The organism is Vibrio spartinae, assembly GCF_024347135.1.
GTDB classification, from domain to species: domain Bacteria; phylum Pseudomonadota; class Gammaproteobacteria; order Enterobacterales; family Vibrionaceae; genus Vibrio; species Vibrio spartinae.
This window is the reverse complement of record NZ_AP024907.1, coordinates 2,237,958-2,260,135: the sequence shown is the minus strand read 5'-3', so window position 1 is coordinate 2,260,135 and position 22,178 is coordinate 2,237,958. Positions and strand designations below refer to the sequence as shown.

General features: G+C 44.1%; 25 protein-coding genes. 22 read left to right on the top strand and 3 right to left on the bottom strand.

The window, feature by feature from the left end:
• Window positions 1–11 precede the first annotated feature (11 nt).
• The 6 genes from OCU60_RS09960 (at window position 12) to OCU60_RS09935 (ending at window position 7,217) form a co-directional block, all read left to right on the top strand.
• On the top strand, window positions 12–389 hold the full coding sequence (locus tag OCU60_RS09960) for a hypothetical protein (protein ID WP_074374569.1): 378 nt from the start codon (window positions 12–14) through the stop codon (window positions 387–389).
• Window positions 390–451: 62 nt separating this feature from the next.
• The gene (locus OCU60_RS09955) at window positions 452–1,267 is read left to right on the top strand and encodes a TIGR02642 family protein (protein ID WP_074374568.1); all 816 of its coding nucleotides are present in this window, start codon (window positions 452–454) and stop codon (window positions 1,265–1,267) included.
• 51 nt (window positions 1,268–1,318) lie between these two features.
• The gene (locus tag OCU60_RS09950; RefSeq protein ID WP_074374567.1) at window positions 1,319–1,918 is read left to right on the top strand and encodes a hypothetical protein; all 600 of its coding nucleotides are present in this window, start codon (window positions 1,319–1,321) and stop codon (window positions 1,916–1,918) included.
• A 415-nt stretch (window positions 1,919–2,333) separates the two neighbouring features.
• Window positions 2,334–3,074 (top strand): DNA/RNA non-specific endonuclease, encoded by a 741-nt coding sequence (locus OCU60_RS09945; RefSeq protein ID WP_083602745.1) that lies wholly within the window; start codon window positions 2,334–2,336, stop codon window positions 3,072–3,074.
• Window positions 3,075–3,481: 407 nt separating this feature from the next.
• Window positions 3,482–6,742 (top strand): hypothetical protein, encoded by a 3,261-nt coding sequence (locus OCU60_RS09940; RefSeq protein WP_074374565.1) that lies wholly within the window; start codon window positions 3,482–3,484, stop codon window positions 6,740–6,742.
• A 34-nt stretch (window positions 6,743–6,776) separates the two neighbouring features.
• A complete protein-coding gene (locus OCU60_RS09935) occupies window positions 6,777–7,217 on the top strand; it encodes a hypothetical protein (protein ID WP_017047049.1) in 441 nt (146 codons plus the stop codon).
• A 266-nt stretch (window positions 7,218–7,483) separates the two neighbouring features.
• On the opposite strand, the gene OCU60_RS09930 is transcribed toward OCU60_RS09935, so the two are convergent.
• Window positions 7,484–7,804, bottom strand: coding sequence for a hypothetical protein (locus tag OCU60_RS09930; protein ID WP_074374564.1), 321 nt, complete (start codon window positions 7,802–7,804; stop codon window positions 7,484–7,486).
• A 333-nt stretch (window positions 7,805–8,137) separates the two neighbouring features.
• Here OCU60_RS09930 and OCU60_RS09925 point away from each other — a divergent pair, with 333 nt between their 5' ends.
• The 15 genes from OCU60_RS09925 to OCU60_RS09855 all read left to right on the top strand — a co-directional run bounded on the left by OCU60_RS09925 (window position 8,138) and on the right by OCU60_RS09855 (window position 19,626).
• Entirely contained in the window at window positions 8,138–8,287 is a 150-nt protein-coding gene (locus tag OCU60_RS09925) for a hypothetical protein (protein WP_159439490.1), read from the top strand.
• Between the two features lie 224 nt (window positions 8,288–8,511).
• Window positions 8,512–9,450, top strand: a complete 939-nt coding sequence (locus OCU60_RS09920) for a hypothetical protein (RefSeq protein ID WP_083602744.1) — start codon at window positions 8,512–8,514, stop codon at window positions 9,448–9,450.
• A 71-nt stretch (window positions 9,451–9,521) separates the two neighbouring features.
• The gene (locus tag OCU60_RS09915) at window positions 9,522–10,748 is read left to right on the top strand and encodes a N4-gp56 family major capsid protein (protein WP_074374563.1); all 1,227 of its coding nucleotides are present in this window, start codon (window positions 9,522–9,524) and stop codon (window positions 10,746–10,748) included.
• A gap of 21 nt (window positions 10,749–10,769) precedes the next feature.
• Window positions 10,770–11,147 carry a hypothetical protein gene (locus OCU60_RS09910; RefSeq protein WP_074374562.1) on the top strand — a complete coding sequence of 126 codons (378 nt, stop codon included), beginning with the start codon at window positions 10,770–10,772 and terminating at the stop codon, window positions 11,145–11,147.
• 61 nt (window positions 11,148–11,208) lie between these two features.
• On the top strand, window positions 11,209–11,664 hold the full coding sequence (locus OCU60_RS09905; protein WP_074374561.1) for a hypothetical protein: 456 nt from the start codon (window positions 11,209–11,211) through the stop codon (window positions 11,662–11,664).
• The gene (locus OCU60_RS09900; RefSeq protein ID WP_074374560.1) at window positions 11,661–12,254 is read left to right on the top strand and encodes a hypothetical protein; all 594 of its coding nucleotides are present in this window, start codon (window positions 11,661–11,663) and stop codon (window positions 12,252–12,254) included. Before OCU60_RS09905 ends, OCU60_RS09900 begins: the two co-directional genes overlap by 4 nt.
• The gene (locus OCU60_RS09895) at window positions 12,254–12,841 is read left to right on the top strand and encodes a phage adaptor protein (RefSeq protein WP_074374559.1); all 588 of its coding nucleotides are present in this window, start codon (window positions 12,254–12,256) and stop codon (window positions 12,839–12,841) included. Before OCU60_RS09900 ends, OCU60_RS09895 begins: the two co-directional genes overlap by 1 nt.
• Window positions 12,842–12,857: 16 nt before the next feature.
• Window positions 12,858–14,462, top strand: coding sequence for a ferric iron reductase (locus OCU60_RS09890; RefSeq protein WP_074374558.1), 1,605 nt, complete (start codon window positions 12,858–12,860; stop codon window positions 14,460–14,462).
• Complete coding sequence (locus OCU60_RS09885) at window positions 14,459–16,174, top strand: phage tail tip fiber protein (RefSeq protein WP_074374557.1); 1,716 nt, start codon at window positions 14,459–14,461, stop codon at window positions 16,172–16,174. Before OCU60_RS09890 ends, OCU60_RS09885 begins: the two co-directional genes overlap by 4 nt.
• Window positions 16,171–16,527 (top strand): hypothetical protein, encoded by a 357-nt coding sequence (locus OCU60_RS09880; protein ID WP_074374556.1) that lies wholly within the window; start codon window positions 16,171–16,173, stop codon window positions 16,525–16,527. The genes OCU60_RS09885 and OCU60_RS09880 overlap by 4 nt, the downstream gene beginning before the upstream one ends.
• Complete coding sequence (locus OCU60_RS09875) at window positions 16,524–16,922, top strand: hypothetical protein (protein WP_074374555.1); 399 nt, start codon at window positions 16,524–16,526, stop codon at window positions 16,920–16,922. The genes OCU60_RS09880 and OCU60_RS09875 overlap by 4 nt, the downstream gene beginning before the upstream one ends.
• 3 nt (window positions 16,923–16,925) lie before the next feature.
• Window positions 16,926–17,585: a hypothetical protein gene (locus OCU60_RS09870; protein ID WP_074374554.1), complete on the top strand. Its 660-nt coding sequence runs from the start codon at window positions 16,926–16,928 to the stop codon at window positions 17,583–17,585.
• A gap of 12 nt (window positions 17,586–17,597) precedes the next feature.
• Window positions 17,598–17,966 (top strand): hypothetical protein, encoded by a 369-nt coding sequence (locus OCU60_RS09865; RefSeq protein ID WP_074374553.1) that lies wholly within the window; start codon window positions 17,598–17,600, stop codon window positions 17,964–17,966.
• A gap of 10 nt (window positions 17,967–17,976) precedes the next feature.
• Entirely contained in the window at window positions 17,977–18,216 is a 240-nt protein-coding gene (locus OCU60_RS09860) for a bacteriocin (protein WP_074374552.1), read from the top strand.
• A gap of 12 nt (window positions 18,217–18,228) precedes the next feature.
• Window positions 18,229–19,626: a hypothetical protein gene (locus tag OCU60_RS09855; protein WP_074374551.1), complete on the top strand. Its 1,398-nt coding sequence runs from the start codon at window positions 18,229–18,231 to the stop codon at window positions 19,624–19,626.
• Window positions 19,627–19,689: 63 nt separating this feature from the next.
• Here the strand turns inward: OCU60_RS09855 and OCU60_RS09850 are convergent, their stop codons facing one another.
• Window positions 19,690–19,875, bottom strand: a complete 186-nt coding sequence (locus OCU60_RS09850; protein ID WP_059121073.1) for a hypothetical protein — start codon at window positions 19,873–19,875, stop codon at window positions 19,690–19,692.
• 477 nt (window positions 19,876–20,352) lie between these two features.
• On the opposite strand from OCU60_RS09850, the gene OCU60_RS09845 reads away from it, so the two are divergent.
• On the top strand, window positions 20,353–21,237 hold the full coding sequence (locus OCU60_RS09845) for a helix-turn-helix transcriptional regulator (protein WP_074374550.1): 885 nt from the start codon (window positions 20,353–20,355) through the stop codon (window positions 21,235–21,237).
• A gap of 98 nt (window positions 21,238–21,335) precedes the next feature.
• Here the strand turns inward: OCU60_RS09845 and OCU60_RS09840 are convergent, their stop codons facing one another.
• Window positions 21,336–22,169 (bottom strand): alpha/beta fold hydrolase, encoded by an 834-nt coding sequence (locus tag OCU60_RS09840; protein ID WP_074374549.1) that lies wholly within the window; start codon window positions 22,167–22,169, stop codon window positions 21,336–21,338.
• Window positions 22,170–22,178: the final 9 nt, after the last annotated feature.

The window sequence follows — 22,178 nt, the reverse complement described above, 5'->3', positions numbered from 1 at the left end:
AGGAGGAAACTATGCAATTTACAATCAACGAAATCGCAGCCATGCGTCGTGAACTGATGAACCATGCATTTTCAGCATTGGTCCGGCATATGCCGATGAATACCAGTGATGCCCATGATTTTATTGCCAAACATCTGGGCATTTCACTGAGTACAGTGCTCAAGATGTCTCAGAAAGAGGTTGCCGCAGAATATGCCTGTCAGTTGAACGAAGTTGCCCAGTACTTTGGTATCCGGATGTTCAGCTATCAATTTGTTCCGACGGATATTATCTGCCGGAGCTGGCTTGCTCATGCGTATCAGAACGATAAAGGGAGACAGCCTCACAAGCATATTTTTGAGCACTGGGAGCGGGATATGACAAAAGTGAAAGTCAGGGAAGCCGCTTAATCATTGTACCGGATATCGCGCTGGTGGACACCGAAACTGAATTTAACCCGGAGAGTAAAACGATGAGTGATAAGGCTATCGAACTATTCATCAGAATGCATTTGGAGAGAGCCCCGGAGCTACAGCGAGGCCGACCAATACTGACTGGTGATGTGATTATTGCGGTGCTAGGTGTTATACAGTATCAGCATCCGCTCGGGTGTGATTTAATGATGGCGCGTTGGCTGAATGATAGCTATGCAGTTCGGCGGGTCGGGCAATATCTGGATGACTATGTGAATGAATCCAGTACAGCTCGTCCCGATATTCTGCGTCAATTATCATCTATAGCGTTCATGATTTTTCTGGGGCGGCCTACGGAAGACCAAATCAGAAAACTGGCCTCGCTGTGGCAAAAACACTCTGCTCAGGCAAAACGGAGTAGACGGTTGGTAAAACAATATGAAACCCATATTGCCCTCTTGAATAACCGACTCCTAACAGTAATGACAGATTTCAGAGTATGGGAAATAAATAATGAAATCAGCAGATATGAACAATTGATCAACCGTGAAGAATCGCGATTATGTCTCTGGGCAAGTGAACAAGCCCAAAAATCATGTCAGTGTCCAAAGTGTCATGGGTGTGGGAGGTCGGCAAAAGCCGTGTGTTCAGCATGTTCAGGAGTCGGAAGTTTTATGCCGAATGCTGGCAATGCTTTCAAGTATTTACGTACGAAAGGCATTCATGTTTCAGAGAAGTTATGGCATTCAGATCTGAAACCCGCATTTGATGGGATTCTGAGTATGCTGTACCGGGAGCATGACGAGGCGGCTCGGTTACTGGATAAACGGCTTAAGAAAGAATCATTTAATTATATAGTTAACAAATCAATATGAGCCTAGTACCATTTTATCCCATGGCCTTTTTCTTTCATCAATAAGTTGATTATGCTTTACAAAGAATTGTTTAAAAATGCATTGATAAAAACCCAGAAACTGGGTCTGAGTGTTCCGGAGTCTATTCTTCCTTTCAAGTCTTCTCTTTCTGACTCTTTGAGAGATAAAATTTATTTACTCGCAGTCGGTGTTGCCCAAAGGCATGGTTTTGAGGATTCATCAACTCTTGCCGGAAAATGTATCCCGGTTCATTTAGCGATTCATATGGTGTTAAAGAAGATACTTGGTGTGAACAGCATTGTTACTATTGGAGAACGACGGTGGTACAACGATGTTTATTGTGAGATGTCCTATGAATATATTGAAAAGGAGATAAATTCCCCACAATCCGATAAAACATTAGATGCGCATATCTGGCTCACTTTACCGGACGGTACAATTTTAGATCTCACGTCTGAAGCTCATCAAGACATTCAATCGGGGAGAGGAAATTATCAAACTCATGAATGTATAATTTTTACCAAACCAGATGAAGAATTATCTTTAGATGATGGAAAATTTATTCCTTTTTTGGTTGGGCATGATTTTCTATTTCGTACAGATTGTTTTGATCTAGAAGGGCATCCGAATCCTTTTGGGCTGATGGATTAGGTTGTAAGTAATAATTATTTACCTGTTTAACTAAGAATTATAGAATTAATTAAGGAAATACGATGAATATATTGAATGGCAGAATTTGAACGAAGCCGATGATGATACTATGACAGTAGTTGTTCACTCTGAAAGAGTTGCTGTTGACGATTTAATAATGGGATACCGTTCTAAAATTGGGTTCTAAGCGTTGGTTAATCGTTCATACTAAAGAAAAATTTTCGGTTGTTCGTATGAGCCCATCCCATGTTATCCGACTGACTTCACATAAATAAGTGTGCTTTAAAGATCAAAAATTTATATGATGCTTTTGCATTATCAAAACCTAGCCGATAGTGTCTTTTGCAGCCTCGTTATGTTGACGGGGCTATTTTTTGTCTAAACTTTGTGTGTATTGGCTGACGGGATTAAAACAATGAGAAACGGACAATTTCAATCTATTTGTATAGGGTTAATGTTTGTATCCGGATTAGTGTATGCAGACTGTTTCCCCCATGATAATTATGGAATACCAGAAGGTGATACTCTTCTCTGTCATGAGTCATTTGAAGTAGGCTATAACCGGAAGCTGAGAGAGCCTGATTGGACCGCGTATCAACTCACTAAAGAAAGCGTTGAGAAAAGCTGCTCTTCGAATCCAGACTTTAGACCAGACCCGGCAATCCCGGAGTCTGAGCAAGCGAATGATGATGACTACGATGACAATGTCTGGGACAAGGGGCATCTGGCTCCCAGAGCAAATGTTGATGTATCGTGCAACGCCGAAACTGAAAGTGTGTATTACACAAATGCGGCTCCGCAACATGAGAGAATGAATCGGGTAGGATGGAGAACTCTTGAAGGACGGATCAATAAACTTGTTCGAAATTTGGATGTCCCGGTGTATGTTATTACTGGCGTGACTCACAATACTCATGACTTTGTCGAGGGTGGTACGATAGAAATCCCGGATAAATTCTACAAAGCGCTCTATATTCCGTCATTGCATCAGTCGATAGGGTTCATATACAAAAATGAGGAATTGCTGACAGAAAATCTGGTCAATGGTGTTCGTTCACTGGCAACCCTTGAATATGAAATAGGAATGAAGACATTTCATGTCAGTGATGATGAAAAAGCAGTTGTTGGGGTAGTGTTCGACCCACTCTACAAGTAATATTCAATTGAAATAGCTGAGACTCGACCTGTCAGTTCACAAACCACAATGTGATCAGGTCTGATAGGTCAGTCTAAGTTGATTCTGCCCCATTTTAATTTTGGCACGAGCTTCTTGACCATTTTCTCTTTTCATTCCTTGACCTACTTTTTTTAATGGCAGATTATGAGTCTAGTTGAGCACTCACGACTGTATAAACATGTTCTGCAATTTGAGAGTGCAAAGAAGAATAAGACTAATATAACTGTGTGTTGCTGGCGTTGTGTCTTTATTATTTTCTGGAAATAATAAAGACAATGTCTGCTGAAATGACGCTGTTATAGGGCTGTTCGATAAGTTACAGGTCTAGTAATCGTTAAGTCTTTTAAGAGAATAGCGTTAAATATGTGCATGAAAAGGGGTGAAAAATGGGAGCAGAGATAGCAAGTACTTCAAGTCTTTCGCCAAGGGTATTTCTAAAAGCTAGAAGACCAGAGCGTTTTTCCGACTCAATAATAAAGGAAGTTGGTAAACTAGATCGTTCTGTTTTGGAATTTCAGCTGTCTACGCTTAACAGAAGAAATATGGAGTTGGCATTTGAAGATTTCGCTAAAAAACTCTGTGAAAAAGTCATATGTCCAAATCTGCTGGAGCAAACAGGTCCGGTTGCCGGTGGGGATGGGAAGGTAGATACACAAACGTTTCCTGTATCAGAACAATCTAAAGTTCTTTGGTATATTGGAATTAATGAAAATTCAAATAACGAACGATGGGCTTTTGCAGTAAGCACACAAGAAGCTTGGAAAGCTAAGTGCAGGAAAGATGTTCGAAAAATAAAAGCTACTGACAGAGATTACAAAAAAGCATTTTGTGTAACAAATATGTATGCAAAAGCTAATCAGCGAAGTGAGTTGGAAGACTCGTTAAAGAAAGAAACTGGAATTGATGTAAGAATTCTAGATATCTCTTGGATACTAGATCAAATATTTACCAATGGCTACGAACAGTTAGCGATTGATTGCTTGTCGATTGATATAGATTGGCGCCGAGAAATAGAAATCGGGGTTAATGACTACGCTAGAAATGTAAGGCTCAATGAGCTTGAAGAATCAATAAAAAATGAAATAGTCACTAGTAAAGTACTCCCCCACCAATTGGATTGGTTATTAGAGGTCGCGGTATTGTCAAAGGAGCTCGAAAAACCCACAATTGAAACGCAGGGTCTTTTTCTAAGAGCTATTAAAGCAGCTGAAAAATTTGGCACAAATTTCCATCGATTTAATGCTCACTATCAGTATGCTTGGGCTGCCTATTGGTGGTTTGAAGACATGGCTATATTTGGCGAGCAGCTACTGTTATGTTTGCAGATAGCGAAAGAAACTGAACAATCACGCCAATGGGGAGATACAGTATCGCTTCTTGGTCTCTATTCGAGCTACTATCGAGGTAGTGAAAGTGATTTCGATATCGAATCACTTCTTTCAGAGGCAAAAGGCGAACTAAATAAGCTTGCAGAAAAGGATGAACGACCCAGTAATTCCTTGATGTCTAGGATCTATATTGAATTACTAAATTTGCATTCCATCATGAATATAGACCAAGCCTCAGCCATATTTTCATCAATACACGAAATTATGAAAGAAGGTGAGAATTTAGTAGGTTTCTCATTTAATGAAGTATCCAACTTGGTTACCGAATTAGATAGTTTGTTTAGTGAGTTAGAAAATTATGAAAATTTACTTGACTATATCACAGAGTATACCTCACGTCGTGAGGGAGAAGTTAAGGGGGCTGTTTTATGGCTTAAGAGGGGCGCAAGGCGCCTAGAATCTAACGAACCATATCAATCAATAAAGTTAATTGGTAAATCTCTTGCAGCACTATACAAAAAAGAGTCCCAAAAACACCTTTATGCTGCATTAAATATTCTTTCAGCGGCTTACAAGAAAGTTGGTTTGCTTTGGGCATCGCGCGCGAATTTATTGCTCGCTGCATCAATAGTTACAGACGAATTTTGGCGTAGTGGTGACATTCTATCTGCCCAAGTATACGCATATATGCGGCTTGCTAAAATTGAACTTCAATTAGGTCGATTAAATTACGCTCTCGCATGGTGGGAACTGGCATCTGTTGTCTCGTCTCAGGTTGAAGAAGAAACCATATCGGAAACTGAATACCTTTCTTTTGATGCATATTTGTCTCAATGCATACTCAATACCCCTATCGATGGGCTAAGCTCACTTCAATGCTTACCCGATCTTTTAGATAAGGCTCAACTATTCGTTAGTAGAGCTATGTTGTTATATTCACTAGGTCATGAAGATCTTGTAAAAAAAGAGTACGAATTGAATATAGACAACGAGTATATAGATTATCTAACAATGGTTAGAGATACAGATTTAGGTGCGCCTGTACCAGAGCTAATTGATTGTGAAGAAAGATATGGTTACTTGAAAAGTTACGTCATGGGTTGTGAAATTGGGGTTTCTTTTCCGTTTAGAAGTCCTTTGGTGGAACTAGCGGAAACACTACTTTCTGTCTTAGAAGGTTTTTTATCAACAGGAATGGTTGATCAAGTATTTATATACGAGTCTCATCTTGAAATTGAAATTACAGCAGATGACGATGACGAAATTGAGATATCACATGAAGTTGATGATGCAAGTGGAACTCTGAAAATGAATGTTCTGTGTTCATCATTCACCCCTGATATGTTGAACGTTTCTGGGCAAATAATTATCCAAAAATGGCTTCATAATTTTGTAATTGACGTATTCTCGCGCATCGTTAGGCCAAAAAATATAGAGAGTACTCTGGAATCTATGCTTGACGAAGATAGGGCTCTAGAACGTTCCGTATCATTTGGGTCATGCTTTGTTGGTTTACAAAACATAATGGGTAATGATGCTGTTAATCATATTAAATCTATTCTTCGTGATTCCGAATACAAAAAATATGACATGCTTCGTTCTTCGCCATGGGATTCTAGCTTTCCAAAGTCTAAACCAGCGACAAAATCATTGACCGATTTGAAGACCGGAGAGGGAAAGCCACCCGAAGGGTTGATTGATGGTGAAAGTTTGTCTCATATAGATATGAAGGTACAGGATCTTATAAAAATAAGGTTGTGGGATAGAACTGTATGGTGTGGGACTGGATATGCAATTTATCCCAATGGAGACATTGAATTAACTTTACTTTTTGAAGATGAACAAGCTGCAAAAGCTATTTTCTCAGATTTAGAAAATGAAATTGGTAGTGAAGACAGAGAAGATCGCTTAAGAATATCAATTATTAGAAATATTGACCGAAAACATCCTGCACATTACAGAGTTTGTATTAGTGAAAACCCCACTTTTGACTCGAACAAAACTCTTCAAATGATTGCGAGAATAAATACTATGACCCCCTCGACATCTGAAAACCTTAATAGGTTTCTATCTGCATTTAAAGAGCAAAAAAGCTATATTTTGAGCTATGCAGTAGTTAAGAATGAACGGATTATAGAGAACTCATTAGCGAAGAAAAAATCAATCCGAAAATTTGACATTAACGTTTTAGAAGCATGGAAGATAGGGCCAAATGATATAGAAGTTATGGCTATTCATTCAGATGACGACCCTCTAATTCCAAAAGGGGTAAGTGATGCTCCCATAATTGAGTCTCTAAAAAGGAAGTTTAGTCAGTGATGCCTTATAACAAGTCAAAGTACGCGGAAGAATAATGAAAACTGAGCAGATAGAAGAAATTGCAAAAAGGTTTAGACAAGCGATTTTATCGTTTCCTAAATCGGCTTTTCCGTGGAACTCATCAATGGGTATTTGCCAATTTCCAACAGCTTGCTGCGGTGATACATCACAAACGCTAGCAACATACATTTTCGAGCAAACAGGCATTGTATGCAGTTATGTTCATGGTCGGGATGGCGGAGACGATGGAGAAATTGGATCTCATGCTTGGCTAGAGTACGGAGATTTAGTAATAGATATTACAGCTGATCAATTTAATGATAATGGGTCCTGTCATGCAGAGGTCTACATTGGGCCTAGAACTGAGTGGTATAATTCGTTCGAACTTAGCATTGAACCAGACGGGCGACATTCATCACTAACGGACAAAGGTAGTCTGGACGATGTCTACGCGAGAATATGCAGTGGGCTATAACAAGAGCTAAAGGCCTCAACATACTTTTACTAATCTGACAGAAACGTGTTATAGCAATAGTGCTAGCTCACTTCTGTCCAAAACCAATTTAGTTAATTATGTACTGACACAGATTTGATTCTCCCAAAAAACTAGTCCAGAATTTCCCCATCATCTAAAGCCGCGTCCAAAAAAGACGGGGCTTTTTTATTGCGCGCAATTCAGGAATACCAGACGACATCAACCGATAGCTGCAAGGCTGTCGGTTTTTTTATAAGTGTCATTGTTTATTCATTAAATAAATTCCGAACAATGACTAAGAATAAAATCATTAGAACAAAGGATGACCAATAATACAAAACACCATGAAAAGTCCCACCTCCACCTCGGCTAAAAGCCATGTGTTTTGTTATCTTGCACTCATACTTCTTTGCCATATTTCTGTAGACAATGAAATACCAACCAGAAAGCAACGGCCACATAATAAATAATGCAGCTTGACCATTCTCTTTAGTCGATAAGGCTGCCAATACGAAAGGTAACAACAACCCTCCAAGATATATTTTTGCCATCCACCTTAGCTTTTTTGTTTTTTGTATATCATTCATAATTTTTGTTGCAATTAAAAGCCTTTTTCACTAGGGGCGTCTATATGATTCACCTAATGGTTATAAACGAGTTATTAATGGTAATCCATAGAGTGCATATTAAATGCATTAGAAAAGTTAAGCAAATGGTCGTGGAAACGGGGCTGTCCCCCTTCAAAACCTAAAGTTATCAAGCAAAGCTCAATAAAGTTCAAAAATCATTTCTCAGAAAGTGGTTTGATAAGTTGTTCTCTTAAATGACACTATTGGAAATATAGATTGGGTAAACTGCTGCAATCACGCTGTCGTTATGATGAAATCTGTTCAACATTTATTATTATGGAGCTGTGAGTAATGGACATTCCGAAGGCTATTATTGGAGCCGCTGTAATTATCGCAATTGCGATGATTATTTCACCAATCACTCTGAGTGCCTTTAAAGCGTACCAGTGCAAAGAAGCGGGCGTTTCGGCGTTCTATTGTGTGGCTCAGGTGAAGAGATAACACAGATTTGATTCTCCCAAAAAACTAGTCCAGAATTTCCCCATCATGCAAAGCCGCGTCCAAAAAAGATGTGGCTTTTTTATTGCGCGCAATTCAGGAATACCAGACGACATCAACCGATAGCTGCAAGGCTGTCGGTTTTTTTTTATGCCTGTGAGTCAGATGGTTTTTACGAGAGCTACCGAGCGCACAGACAGCGATAAGTCTATAGCAGGAGAAGAGATATGAGTTTTGAACTGGATGAATTAACCGGCAATGAATCCCCGGAAGAAATTGAGGCACTACTGGATCGAATTGAAGCTGACGAGCTGGAAATTGACAATGATGCCGATGTTTCGAACGGGCAGAGCGCAACAGGTAAACCGACCGCCGATAACAGCGAAGGTTCGGCAGCTTCGCAGGATGAGCCTGACACCTCTGAAACCACCGCTTTGCAGGGGATCGCCGCCAAAGATGGTGAGCACATTATCCCATTCGATGTGCTTGAACGGCAGCGGGAGACGAACAAACAGCTTCAGCAGCAACTTGATGAGTTTAAGTCGCGTGAAAGCCAGTGGAGTGATGATCAAAGGCTGCTTGAGCTACGGAATCAGCAGTTAGAGTCATTGGGTGTTGCCCCGGCAGATCTGCCGGAAAACTTCAACGTCACTGAAGAGCAGTTAAATGAACTGGCAGAAGACTATCCGGAAATTGGCAAAATGATCCGTCACCTGTATGCAAGAGTCGATCAGTTTGAGTCCCGGCAACCCCATGAGCCAGCCTCACCGTCAAATCCGCTTGCAGATGCAATTGCGGAGAATAGCGATTTACGGGCATGGCAGCAGGAAGGGGGGGCGCAGTGGAACAAGGCTCTGGACATCGACGACGAGTTACGAGCCGATCCGAATTGGAGTCAAAGGCCGTTGAATGAGCGCTTTGCCGAGGTGGCTCGACGGGTAAAAGATCAGAAACAGTCCGAAGTCAAAGCGCAGCAGGAAACCGCAGAAGCTCAAGACCTGTCTGATGATTTACCCGCCTCTCCGTCGGAGGTCGGGCAGACCACGACACACCAGCTTTCCCCCAAAGACCGGCTGGCAACAGCAGATGAAACCGACATCCAGAGCATGTTCTCAGGGATGACAGACGCACAGATTGAAGCGCTGTTGTCCGAATTCGATACATAACCCCGGCGTATCCACGCCAACCGTTTAAAAGCGTCCACCCTCACCGGTGGGCGTTTTTGTTTGGAGCATTTATGACAACCATTACTCAGGCGCAGGCCAGAAAAATTCAGCAAGCGGCGTTGTTTACTGCATCCCAGCGTAACCGTTCGTTTGTCAATATGTTCACCGAAGATGCGCCGAAGGCAGCGACCGGTGATAAAAAGGGCAATCGCCAGACATCACCTCACGCCCCCATTATCCGTGTGTCTGATTTAAAAAAAACCGCAGGGGATACCGTCGATATGAATATCGTTCACGGTCTCTCTAAACGTCCGACCATGGGGGATAAAAAAATCTCCGGGCGGGGTGAATCGTTGGATTTCACCGAATTTGAATTATCAATCGATCAGGGACGCCACCAAGTTGATGCTGGTGGAAAAATGAGCCAGCAACGTACAGTTCATGATTTGAGAAGAACAGCGCGCACTTTGTTAGGGCCATATTTCAATACATTGCAGGACCAGACCGCAACTTTTCATCTGGCCGGTGCCCGAGGGGATTATATGCACGATGACATTATTGTTCCGCTGGAAAGCCATGATGAGTTTGATGAAATCATGGTTAATGACGTGTTACCGCCCACTTATGACCGTCATTTTTTCGGTGGCGATGCAACAACATTTGAGGCAATCGATCAGGCTGATGTGTTCAGTCTTGAAGTTGTCGATAGCATGTCCCTCTATTTAGAAGAAATGGCACATCCCATTCAGCCAGTACGGTTCACGCATGATGAGCTGGCCGGGGATGAACCGTTTTATGTACTGAACGTAACCCCTCGTCAGTGGTTTGACTGGAAACAGACCGCCAGTCACAAAGACTGGCAACAGTTGGTGGCTAACGCAATTACCCGGAGCAGGAACTTTAAACACCCGGTCTTTAGTGGTGAGTGTGCAATGCAGGGCAATATTCTGGTGCGTAAGTACAAGGGGTGTCCGGTTCGGTTCAATCCCGGCTCAACGGTGAAGATCTCTATGAATAATCATGCCGCTACCGTAACACAGCAAAGTGCCGGGACAACGATTGACCGGGCCATTCTTCTCGGGGGACAGGCACTTGCCTCTGCTTGGGGTAAAACGCAAAACGGCAGTCAGTTTTCGATTCATGAAGAGAAAACAGATGCCGGAAATCGCACGGAAATCACGATTGCATGGATGAATGGTCTGAAAAAAATCCGCTTTAAAGATAAGTCGGGTCGCTTAAATGATCATGGCGTCATGGCATTAGATACGGCAGTCAGTACCAAATCAGCCGGGGCATAACTTTTTACAGGAGAACAAATCATGACAGTGATTAGCGCGCCGTCGATGCATGACCAGCTGTATGTCGGGACACACGGCAATGTTTCTGTTGCAAAATCAAAAGTTACTCTTTTGGGGGCTGCTGTCGGGGATGTGATTGAAATGTTGGACATCCCCATTGGGATTGAATTCATCGGACTGCGGATTGCGACGAGCGGTCTGGGTGAGGGGGTCATGGCCGATATCCGGCTGGGAGAGATATTGCTGGCCGAAGATGTGGACTTATCCGGAGAGTACAGTCAGTCCATCAACTGTGAGGCGTATACACGGGAAAAACAGAAACTGACGGTTACTCTCAAAGGTGACTCCGCCACCGGGACTCTTCAAATCAGACCCGAATACATTGCCACGGGCTATTGACCGATAACCCACCCACATTGAGGGCGCTTGCGCCCTTTTTCTTTTTCCGGAGAGTGATTTTATGAGTAAAGTTTCGATTGTTTATATCGGTCCCAAAGCATTTAAGCGGGATACGGTCAGTGGCACCCGGCAGGTATTTCCCCGGATGACCCCGATTGAAGTGGAAGGCTCTGTTGCTGCAAACCTGCTGCGGTTTGAGCAGGTGTTTATCGAAGCAGAAAAATTAGATGATGTGCTCAGTCAGAAAGCGGCGCAGGAGCAGGCACAAGCCGAGGCTCTGGCTGATGAGGAATATGTGGCCAGACAACAGATAATTGATGCGGACTTTACGGTCATGGTCGGAGACAAACCGTATGATCTGAAGAAGATGAACAGTCCGAAGATTGCAGCTTTGCTTGAAGGGGCTGACATGCTTATTGATGACAAAGGGGCTCAGGAGAGTGCCGAGGACTACCGGCTCCGGGTTCGGGATACGATCCGCGCAATGCAGGACATTGGAGAAGGGGAGTCATCATGAATATGATTGCTGTTGATAAATTTCTGCCGACACTACGCACGATGGTCTCCGATAGGATTGTCCCGGAAATGAAAACGGCAATCGTCCGGGCGGCAATCACGTTCTGCCGAAAAAGTCAGGCGATTGTTCACCAGCGGACCATTGACCTGATATCAGCCGGGGAGACGGTCAACGTGGTGGAAGGCTCCGATGAAAATCGTAATCATCCGGGCAGTATCAAAGCGGCGAAAGTGCTTGGTATTCAATCGCACGGGCAACCACTCTTACAGGGTATGGATTACATCATGACCGGTCTTGACGCTGTCCGGTTTTATAAAGATGCGTGTCATGTTCAGTTTGTCTCTGTTGTTGAGCCAAAGCCAGATACCCGGTATGTGCCTGAAACGTTGCTGTCCGACTGGTGTGAGGTGATTTGTCATGGTGCGGCGGCGATACTCGATTCAGAAAAAACCGGTCCGGAGAGTCAGTTGACCCCACATCATGAGCGCGAATTCACGGAAGGGATTCGCCGTGCTTACCGCTGGCGGATTGAAACTTTCCCTGAGCTGAATCCGTCACCGGAGCACCGCCGCCACCGGGAGTTTTTCTGATGATTGATGTCAATCAACTGATTATCCGTGTGGGCAATGCTCTTGTTGATGACACATTTACGCTCTGGTCAAAAGATTTTCACCGGTGCAGTCTCAATGATGCATTGGCCGCCATAACGCTGGCTTACCCGGCGCTGTCAAATAAAACCGTGGAAATTCAGCTTACTGCCGGACAGTGGCGGGTGCCGCTGCCGGATGATGCCTATCTACTGCTGTCGGTGAATCACTGTAACGGGTATGGCTTAGAGCAGGCAGAGCGGGAGCGCATCAGTCATCTTTATCCGGACTGGCGCAGACAAATGGATACGCGCCCCACAAACTGGATGCGAAACCCAGATGATCCACTGACGTTTTTTATTTTCCCGTCAACTCAGTCGGTACAGCCGATTGAGTTGACCTACTCACGGTACCTGCATGTCAGCCGGGACGCCGATGGGGTGGATATTCACGACATCTATACGCCTTTGCTGTTTGACTATCTGATGTACCGTGCCTATTCACGGGACGGACAGGCCGAAGCGCAGCAGGCAAAAGCGGCTTTCCACTTTCAGGCATTTCAATTGGGCCTCGGTCAATCGGACCAATAACAACCGGTTTGTTTTTATGATTAATATTTCGATAATGAAAGGCGAAGTTCCCCGTCTGATGCCCCATTTGCTGCCTGATGACGCCGCAACGGTGGCAAGGGACTGTCAGTTTGAAAATGGGGTGTTGGCACCGGTTTTCAATCATCTGTTGGCATTCCAACTTCCGGGTGAAGTCGCCACACTTTTGAGATACACCGATAACGACTGGCTCTATTGGAAAAATCGAGTCCATGCGATTGCCAATCCGATGGCTCAGGATGCCTATCAGCGGGTTTACTGGACAGGTGATGCAAAGCCGCGAGTGACAGCTCAGGACATTGCACTGGGAACTGATGGTTTTGGTCCGGTGGCATGGTATGACTTGGGCGTTCCGGCTCCGGCAAATCCGCCGACCATTACTCATGTTGATAGCGCGACAGGAGAAAACCCAGAACCAGGCGAACTGGCATCATACGATGATGAAGACCGGATATACATCCAGACCTATGTGACCCGCTTCGGTGAAGAAGGCGCACCGGGAGAGCCGTCAGCACCGGTCGTGATTGAAAAACCGGGGTCTACCGTGACGGTGACACTGGTTCAGCCGGTCCCTAATACCCACAATATTACGCACACCCGATTATACCGCTCTGTCACCTCATCAACTGACAGTGAATATATCCTCTGTGCTGAGCTGCCGATTGCGCAGGCGCAGTACATTGACTCGGTGCGTGATGTGAGTGGTGCAGTGCTTGAAACCTATGATTATGACCTCCCCCCGGAGAACATGCATGGATTGTGTCAAATGGCGAATGGTATCTGTGCCGGGTTTGCAGGAAACGAAGTGATGTTTTCTGAAGCGTATTTGCCTTACGCATGGCCGCCCGGATATCGGGATATCACCGAGCATGGCATTGTTGCGATTGCTGCAATCAGCAATTCACTGGTCGTTGTTACAAAAGGCTATCCGTATATTTTTAGCGGCGTTACCCCGAGTGCAGTCACCGGCACAAAACTCGATATTGAGCAGGCATGTGTCAGTCCGGACTCACTTGTCGTGCTGTCCGGCATGGCGGTTTATGCCTCACCCGATGGTCTGATTGCGGTTAGCTACGATGGTGCAACCAATATTACCCATCAGTTGATTACCCGTGAGCAGTGGCAGGGCTTCAAACCTCAAACCATCCGGGCGGTTGTTGTTGAAGGAAAGTATGTTGCTCAGACCGATTCCGGTGGATTTATCTTTGACCCGGTGTCTCAGGATTTTACTCGCATCAGCGATAGATGGGATTGTGCCTACAACGATTTAGAGCGTGATGTATTAATGATTGTCTCTGGCCTGTCGGTCTCACAATGGCGGCAAGGAGAAGAGATCATTGAATTTGAATGGCAAAGTAAAACATTTCTGGTGCCAAGGCATTCTATTCTGTCGTGCGCCCGTATTCAGTCTCCGGCTCCTGAATCGGTTCAAGTGTCATTTATTGCGGACGGAAAAACTATTCTGACTGTGCCAGTGGGGCAACTCACGGATGATGCATTCCGGCTGCCCCCTGTACGAGCCAGCAAGTGGCAGGTTCATGTCCAAGGGACTTCAATCATTGAACGTATACTCGTGGCAAGTTCGCTGGAAGAATTAGCATGACAAAAAGAGCATTTCGCGCCGGTCGTAATGAGCAATCGGTTCAGGAAAATATTGAGTTACTGACAGGCCAGCGGGGCAACGGATTAGATCGGGCTGTCACTGTGCGTGACCTTGCCTCTGTAAAACTTGCCAGCGTCAGACTGGGGAGTGGTGGGGGCTATGTTTTAAGTCAAAACCCCGCATCAGGTACAGATGGTGATTTGGCTGCATATCCGACTGTGCCTACCGGATTTGAAGTCAACGGTGGCTTTTCCTCGATCATGCTTGTTTGGGATATGCCAAGATATAAAGGACACGCATACACAGAGGTGTGGCGCTCAACAACAGATGTACTTACAGATGCTGTACTCCTTGCAACAACACCGGCATCAGTGTTTGGTGACATCGTGACGACAGGCTCCACGTTTTATTATTGGATCCGACACGTCAATATAAAGAATAAGCCCGGAGCATATAATTCAACGGTTGGAACGGTCGGTGAAACCAGTCAAGACATCTCATCTGTCATTGATGAGATTGGCGAGCAGATGGAAGGATCTGAGCTTATTCAGGATTTGACGAGCAATATTGACTCAATCAACGCAAACGGTAGCGCTGCATTTCAGGATATGTGGACACAGAAAGCAACTGCCGGAAACATTACTGCCGGAATTGGTATCCTCGCCGGGGCGGATGGAACCAGTCAGGTTGCCATTTCTGCCAGTCAGCTTTTTGTGTTTGACCCCAATATTGAAGACTCTTTGACACCGCTGCTGGCGGTGAGCGACGGTACAGTAAAAATCCCGAAAACCTTGATTGAAGAGGCGACGATTGAAGTGCTTCAGGCTCAGGATATTGTTGCAGATACGATTCAGGCCGGGATAGAAATTGATACCCCGATATTAAACAGCGCCGTGATTAACGGTGCTGAGATACACATTGGTTCGCTGTTTAATGTGACCCATGAGGGCGTGATGACGGCCAGTAGCGGGACGTTTTCAGGCCGTATTGAAGCATCCGACGGATATTTTAACGGGGATATTTCGGCATCAACGATGAACGGTGGGAATATCAACGGTGCAACTATTACCGGGAGTTCAATTATCGGCTCTCAGATATACACCGGTGCGGAGCTATTTCTGTGTTTTGGGGACAATATGACGACCAGCCGAACCTACCCGTTTAACCGGAATATCTATGTTGCCGCATCAAGGAAGGTGACGGTTGAAACACGGGTGTCGGCTCCGTGGAACGGCAACACGCCAAACACTTGTCTGGATTTTTATGCAGCCGGGGATATTTCCATGAATTTCCCGACCCAGAACCGCGCACGATTTCGCACCATTCCGGCAAACGTGATTGATATTCGTGTAGACCGCCCCCGGATAGGCGGCTCCGGATTTCTTGGGTTTATCATGCAGATGGTTGGGATTAACGGAAATGTGATTGCTAATGTCGGGATGTGCTCTGCCGGCTATATGCCGCCCGTCGGGCGGGAGTTTAATGTCGGTGGGGTGGTTTTCTATGTTTATGACAGTAATGCCGCCGGTGGTGGCAACCGTTACGGTGTCCGAAGCTTTGGCGTGAGAAACCGACGAACAAACTTCGGCCCGGGATGGACGAACAACCCAGCCGCTGTTGGCCGGTTCAGAGTCCGGCTGGATTCAACAAATGATGGCGGTGGAACCGTTACTTATAGAGCAGCAATTGATAACTCAGTGGATCCACGATGAATGACTTAGAGATTGAAAAATCAGTTTACCGCTTTTACCACAATGATGAGATTAAGACGTTGGATGAACTGCCAAAAATGCGCTCTGACGGTCTTATCACTCAGGAGGAATATGACCACCGAATGGCAATGTATCAGAGCTGGTTGGATTCGGAAGAGTATAACGAACGGACATGGCGGAATACGGAGCTTCAGAAGACCGATTATATGTTGATTGCTGATGCAACCTACGGGGGGAGCGTCGTCGCAGACACCAACATGTTACAGGAGGTGATTGACTACCGTGATCGGCTGAGAAAATACAACCTCAGGGATGAAACCCGCCCAACTCGGCCCGAGTGGTATACAGGATGAATTTAGTCAAAGCCGATTACAGAAAACATCGTTCACGAATTCTCCCCTTCATACTCAGAGCGCAGCAGCGTAACAATGACCAGTTCGCAAACCAAATCGACAGCGCCTTGCTTGAATGCAGGGCGTTTTTGTTTCTGTGCGATGGCGGGTTTTATGTCCTTCAGCCGACTATCAGAAATGGCGTTGTATGGGTCAATATCATGTTTGCCCAATCCTTGGGGAAATGTGTTTTATCAACACACATGTCTGAAATACACCAACTAACGAGACAAGTCGGTGGTCGAGGCATTGAGCTATTCACCGCTGTTGATCGCTTGTCCGGATTTCTGCGACGTCAGGGCTTTTCAAAAGATAGCAGTAACGACCGGGTTCAACACTGGATAAAGGAGCTTTGAATCATGGGTGGCAATAAAAACAATGAGGTCAAAGAAACCTCATATGAGCGTGCAGCAGCTGATGTTGCCAATCAGCAATGGCGTATTTATCAGGATGAATTATCCCAGTATGAGAACTCGTTTATTGATCGTGTAGGAAATTACAACAGTGACTCAAATATGTCAGATACAAAATCTGATGCTGATTTGGCTTATAACGCTGCATACAGCCAAAACCGGGATAACACTGTACTCAGATTGGCAGCATCCGGGGTTGACCCGAGTAGTGAAAAATTCAGGCAGGCTCAGGCTGATATCACCACCGACCAAGCGGTCAGTCAGGCAAATACGGTCAACCGGGCTCAGTCCTCAGAGCAGGATAAATATGTTGCTGGATTGAGTGATGTAGTTGCGATGGGAACTGGTCAGAAGGCCACGGCTCTTCAGGGACTCAGTGATGTTGCAACGATGAGTGCAAATCAAGCGGCCAGCGATGCTCAAAGCTCATTTAATACCCGGTCAGCAAATATGCAGGCGGTTGGTGCAGTGGCCGGTGCAGGTCTTCGGAGTTATCAGGACTATCAGAAGCAGAAGATGGATGGGGTTGATGGCATGACCACTCAGAGAGCTGGACTCAATACATACAATGTCCAGAGTAATCCAAGCGGTTATATGTATAGCTAAGGGGGACTTTATATGGGAATAGCATCAGATACTTATGCGGGTATTGTCCGACAGCAATATGATGATTGGTATAATCGTTTTTATCCCAAACAGAAGGAGTTGCTTAGAAATACTCAATCCGGTGTATTGCTTAATGAGCAATTGTCGCGGGTAGATGACAATGCTGCTTCTTCTTTAGCAGCTGCACAGCAGGGAGAGGCGAATAAAATGGCTCGATATGGACTCAGTTCAACCCCCGATGCCAGCCAATACACGAAATCAGCACTAGCATCAGTTTCAGCAAAAAACAGCCTCAGAGATTACGAGCGAGAGCGTTCAATGAATGCCCTCTCTGGCGCTGCTTATGGCCTGAAGTCACAAGCCACATCACAAAGTCAGTAGGAGAAAAATTATGTCATACAGCTTATTGAGCCTTGCTGGAGATACTAAACGATCTGCAATGCAAGGGTTACGAGATGCAGCTCAGCGAGAAACCCAAAGAGAAAGTAAAAATGAAGCGCTGAAGCAAGCTGCAAAACAGAAAACGATGTCGGCTGTTGGGAGTGGTGCAGCGATTGGAACCATGGTTGCCCCCGGCCTTGGGACAGCGGTAGGCGCTGCCGCTGGCTACGCGATTGGTGAATTATTCTAAGGAGAAATGAAGATGGCATTGGATACCCGTGGTTTTGCCGATGGCGCGCTACGCGGATTTGAGGTAATGGATAATTACTATCGTCGCCAGCATTCGCTGAAACAGGCCGATGAGCAAATGACCATGGCGAGAGAAAATCAGGCGATATCGCTTAAGGCCCATGACCAACAGATGAAACTGGCGCAGGAGCGCTCAGACCGCGAGCGGTCTGAGTTTGATGCAAAATACGGGACAGTGGGTGAGGATGGTGAAAGAATCGGGGGCTGGCTGGCAAAACAACGGGCGCAGCAGGGGAAGGTCGCGGATGCTCAGCTTGCCGCCAGCCAATCGAAACAAAAGCTCAGTGACTATCAGTTGAATCAGGCGCAAAAAACGAACTATATCCGTGATAACCTGCCACTGGTTCAGAATGCGTGGAAGCGATACAACGATAGTGGCGAAGTCGATCCGGTGCTCGACAATGAATATATCAGGGGCAGTGCCTACGATCCCCGGCGTTATCTGTCCAAGAAAGTCAATCATGCCTTTGATGTGATTGAGAGCAAACTGCCTCAGATCGCTCAGGGACAGGTCAAATCTGATGATCCGGATTTTGTTTCTGCACTCGGGGTGATGTATGAAGGTCAGGTGAAAGCCTCTATCGGGCAACAGGATCCCATTACCGGCAAAACGATTCGGGATGCAAAGTTGGGCGGGGTTCACCTTGCCAATGATATCGATCCAAATCAGCTGGGAGATCAGCCCGGCATAGTGCTGACAACGATGGTTGATTATGGTGATGGAAAATGGGTGGCGAAGCCGGTCACGAATAACAGAAGTACAGATCTCAATGATACCGTCAAGGTCATCCCGCTTAACCGGGCCATGAAAGATATCACCTCTCAACTGGCTCTGCGCCGTCAGGCGGCTTCATCTGATGCATACAAGCAAGTTTTTGGTAAAAGTCGTCAAAACCAGTCCAAATATGACGATGCGATTGTGGCGTTGGAGAAAGAGAAGATGAAGGCGATTGCACAGGTTCTTTCCCCTGAAAGCGAAGCAGGCCAGAAACAGATTGCGGCGATTAATGCGCAGTTTGATGCATCTGCCCAGAATTTGCAGCAACGTTTACTCGGAGAGCAGCGCAGTAATGCCCGTACAACAACTGGTACAACACAGGTGCCTCAATGGGCAGGGGGGAACCCGGTGAAACTCAAATTTGCCAGAGCCCTTCAGGCGAACGGTTATGATGTCGGCCAGATGCCAAAGGCTGACTTGGATGATGCATGGAAAGCGGAGCGGGAGTCCAGACTTGCAGCCGACAACAGTCAGTTGGTGGGGCAATATAAAAACCGGGGAGCAGCAGATGCCGATAATGCTGAAAACGCTGGTCAATCGCACTTAATGTCTGTTATGGGCTATCGACCCTAAAAGAAAGAGGAATGAAGCCGGGTGGTTTCATTCCTCTCAATAACAACATGAAGTAGCTCTGTGTTAATGCTTTTTAATTTCAGAGGTCAGCCACTCATTCAAATTATGGGCCGCATCTCTGATAGCCATCATTTTCTGCTGTAAGGTTGCGATGCCCGGAATGCCGTTGAGTGTTTGGGCTTCCAGTGCCAGAATGGCCAAATCCGCTTCACTTCTAATCATTTCTACTTCTTCGATTCTACGATTCATTGCTTATCCCCATTATATTTTCTACGACATATTTCAAATAAATGACTTCATCATAAAATGCTTTATGCATTGCGTGTTATATTGATGACTTTCTTTTTGACAGACATTAAAATCCCTACAGCATGACGATAAATAGTCAGGAAAATCGCTGTGATTATACGGCTGTCATGTTTGTTGTTTTTATTATTGATATATAAAGCAATAATGCAATATAAATCTGTCATCAAATCTTCATATGACAGACTAATTTTATATATTTAGTTATTATTTTGTAAAAATGTACATTATTAATTATCAAATGACAAATATATGAATAATTCGTATAGTTCACTCTTACATTCGAAAATGTGTAAATATATATTGTGCGCAAAAATGATACACGAGAAGGATTGACATATCTAAAAAACTTAATACCCTCTGTGTTTACGTAATACATAAAATATTTATTGTTAAGTAATGAAGTTAGGTTAGGTTTATATGATAGAAAAAAAGAATAACAAGGTTGAAGTTGCATCTGATCAAGAGATTTTATACTTAGATGAAATGCTAAAAAGTATAGACTCTGATATATCCGTCGGTATGTCTTATGTAAGACGAACTCTGGGAATGAGCTTTAAAGAATTAGAGAGAAAAGTTACTGGAATAAAAGGTGATACTTTACAAAGATATATGCAACAAAGCTATCACTCTATGCGCCCCATCCATGCCGTTGCGGCTTTCTCATGGATTACAATGGTTCCAATGACAGCACTCTACTATGGCTTTAAAATTAAAGAATTTTATCGAGGAATGGATGATGATGCAGTTGAAGCTTTAGTCCGTTCTGGCCGATTGCCTACAAGTGTGATTAATATTTACCTAAATTTAATCTGTGATAAGCTAACTGATGAATCTGCAAGGGAGTTCTTAGAGTTTCGGCAGCAGGTAGAATCTGAGTTTGGTGTTCTCGAAGACCATGGTGACTTACTTCCTCCTACTGTTTTGGATATGAATGATTTTGCGATTGATTACTATAGATCCGTTGCGATTACACTGAAAAGATTCAGAGAAGAACACAATATTTCGATTGATACTATGTCAAGAGTTCTTGGCTTAACGAGGTATCAGTATGGTGTTCTCGAAAACCCCAATAAAATAAGCCATTTCTCAGTATCGATTGGTTTTAGAGTTAAACTGGGCTTTAAACTCAATACTCATGTATATTTTACTAGTGAGATGAAGCAGTTTCCTGAATTCCATAAGCTTAGACAGGTTCAGCATGTCCGAGACCTGTTAATCGTTGAAGCTATGAGAAGGATTGATGAAGACACCAGAAAGCCAATGGTCAGTGTTTTGATTAGTCTGTCAAAACTATTTAAATAAATTGTGACCTCAATCTAATGAGTGGGAATGGTCAACTTAAAATACGCATTCATTTAAGTTGACCAAAATAGATATTAATTTAAAAATAACACTATCGATTAAACAGTTTTTAGTTTGTTTTCAATTACGACAGAAGATGATGCAAGAATAATTAAAATTGATTCCACTTTTTCTGGATGTTCTAAATGAATCAGGTGATCTGCATTTTTAATTACAACGAAATTACTATTTGAAAGTTGTTTTGAAAATTCATGTGCAACTTCTTTAGTTACGTAAGGATCATATTCTCCCACACATATAGTACAGGGAATGTTTATATTTTTTAAATTTGATGGTTTGTGTACTAATAACCTAATGGAGTTTTCAAAAAATACATCTATTCTATCTGATGTCATCTTAGATATATTCCGTTCGGTTGCTTTTCGTATTGCTTTATTTTTGGGAATTTCAGGGTGTTCAATAGTCAGGGAACGAGTGAAAACTTTGGCAAATGAATCAGCCCCCTGCATTGCGGCTGCGATCATTTGTTTTGTTGCATGACGCCCGGATTTTGGTATTCCCGGAACACCACAACAAATAGATAAACTACTCACATGAGGCCATATATCACAAAGCTCTACAGAAATCGCAGTAGCATATGAGAACGCAATAATATGGGCTTTTTTAATATCTAGATAATGAATGAAATCTAACAACATCAAAGTTTGTTCTCGGATACTGACAGTTGAGTCAAGTGGTTTTGTACGTCCCGTTCCGGGGATCTCTATAGTTAAACAGTTCAGATGCTTAGAAAACGAACAGGAGTATGAATTGACAGACTCAATATCCTGTAAAGCTCCAAGTAAGAAAATGACATATTGATCCGATTGGTCATTTTTATATAAAGAATATCGGTATAGGTTTTCATTGAGGATTATTTGATTGATTTGCATTGTTTTCTC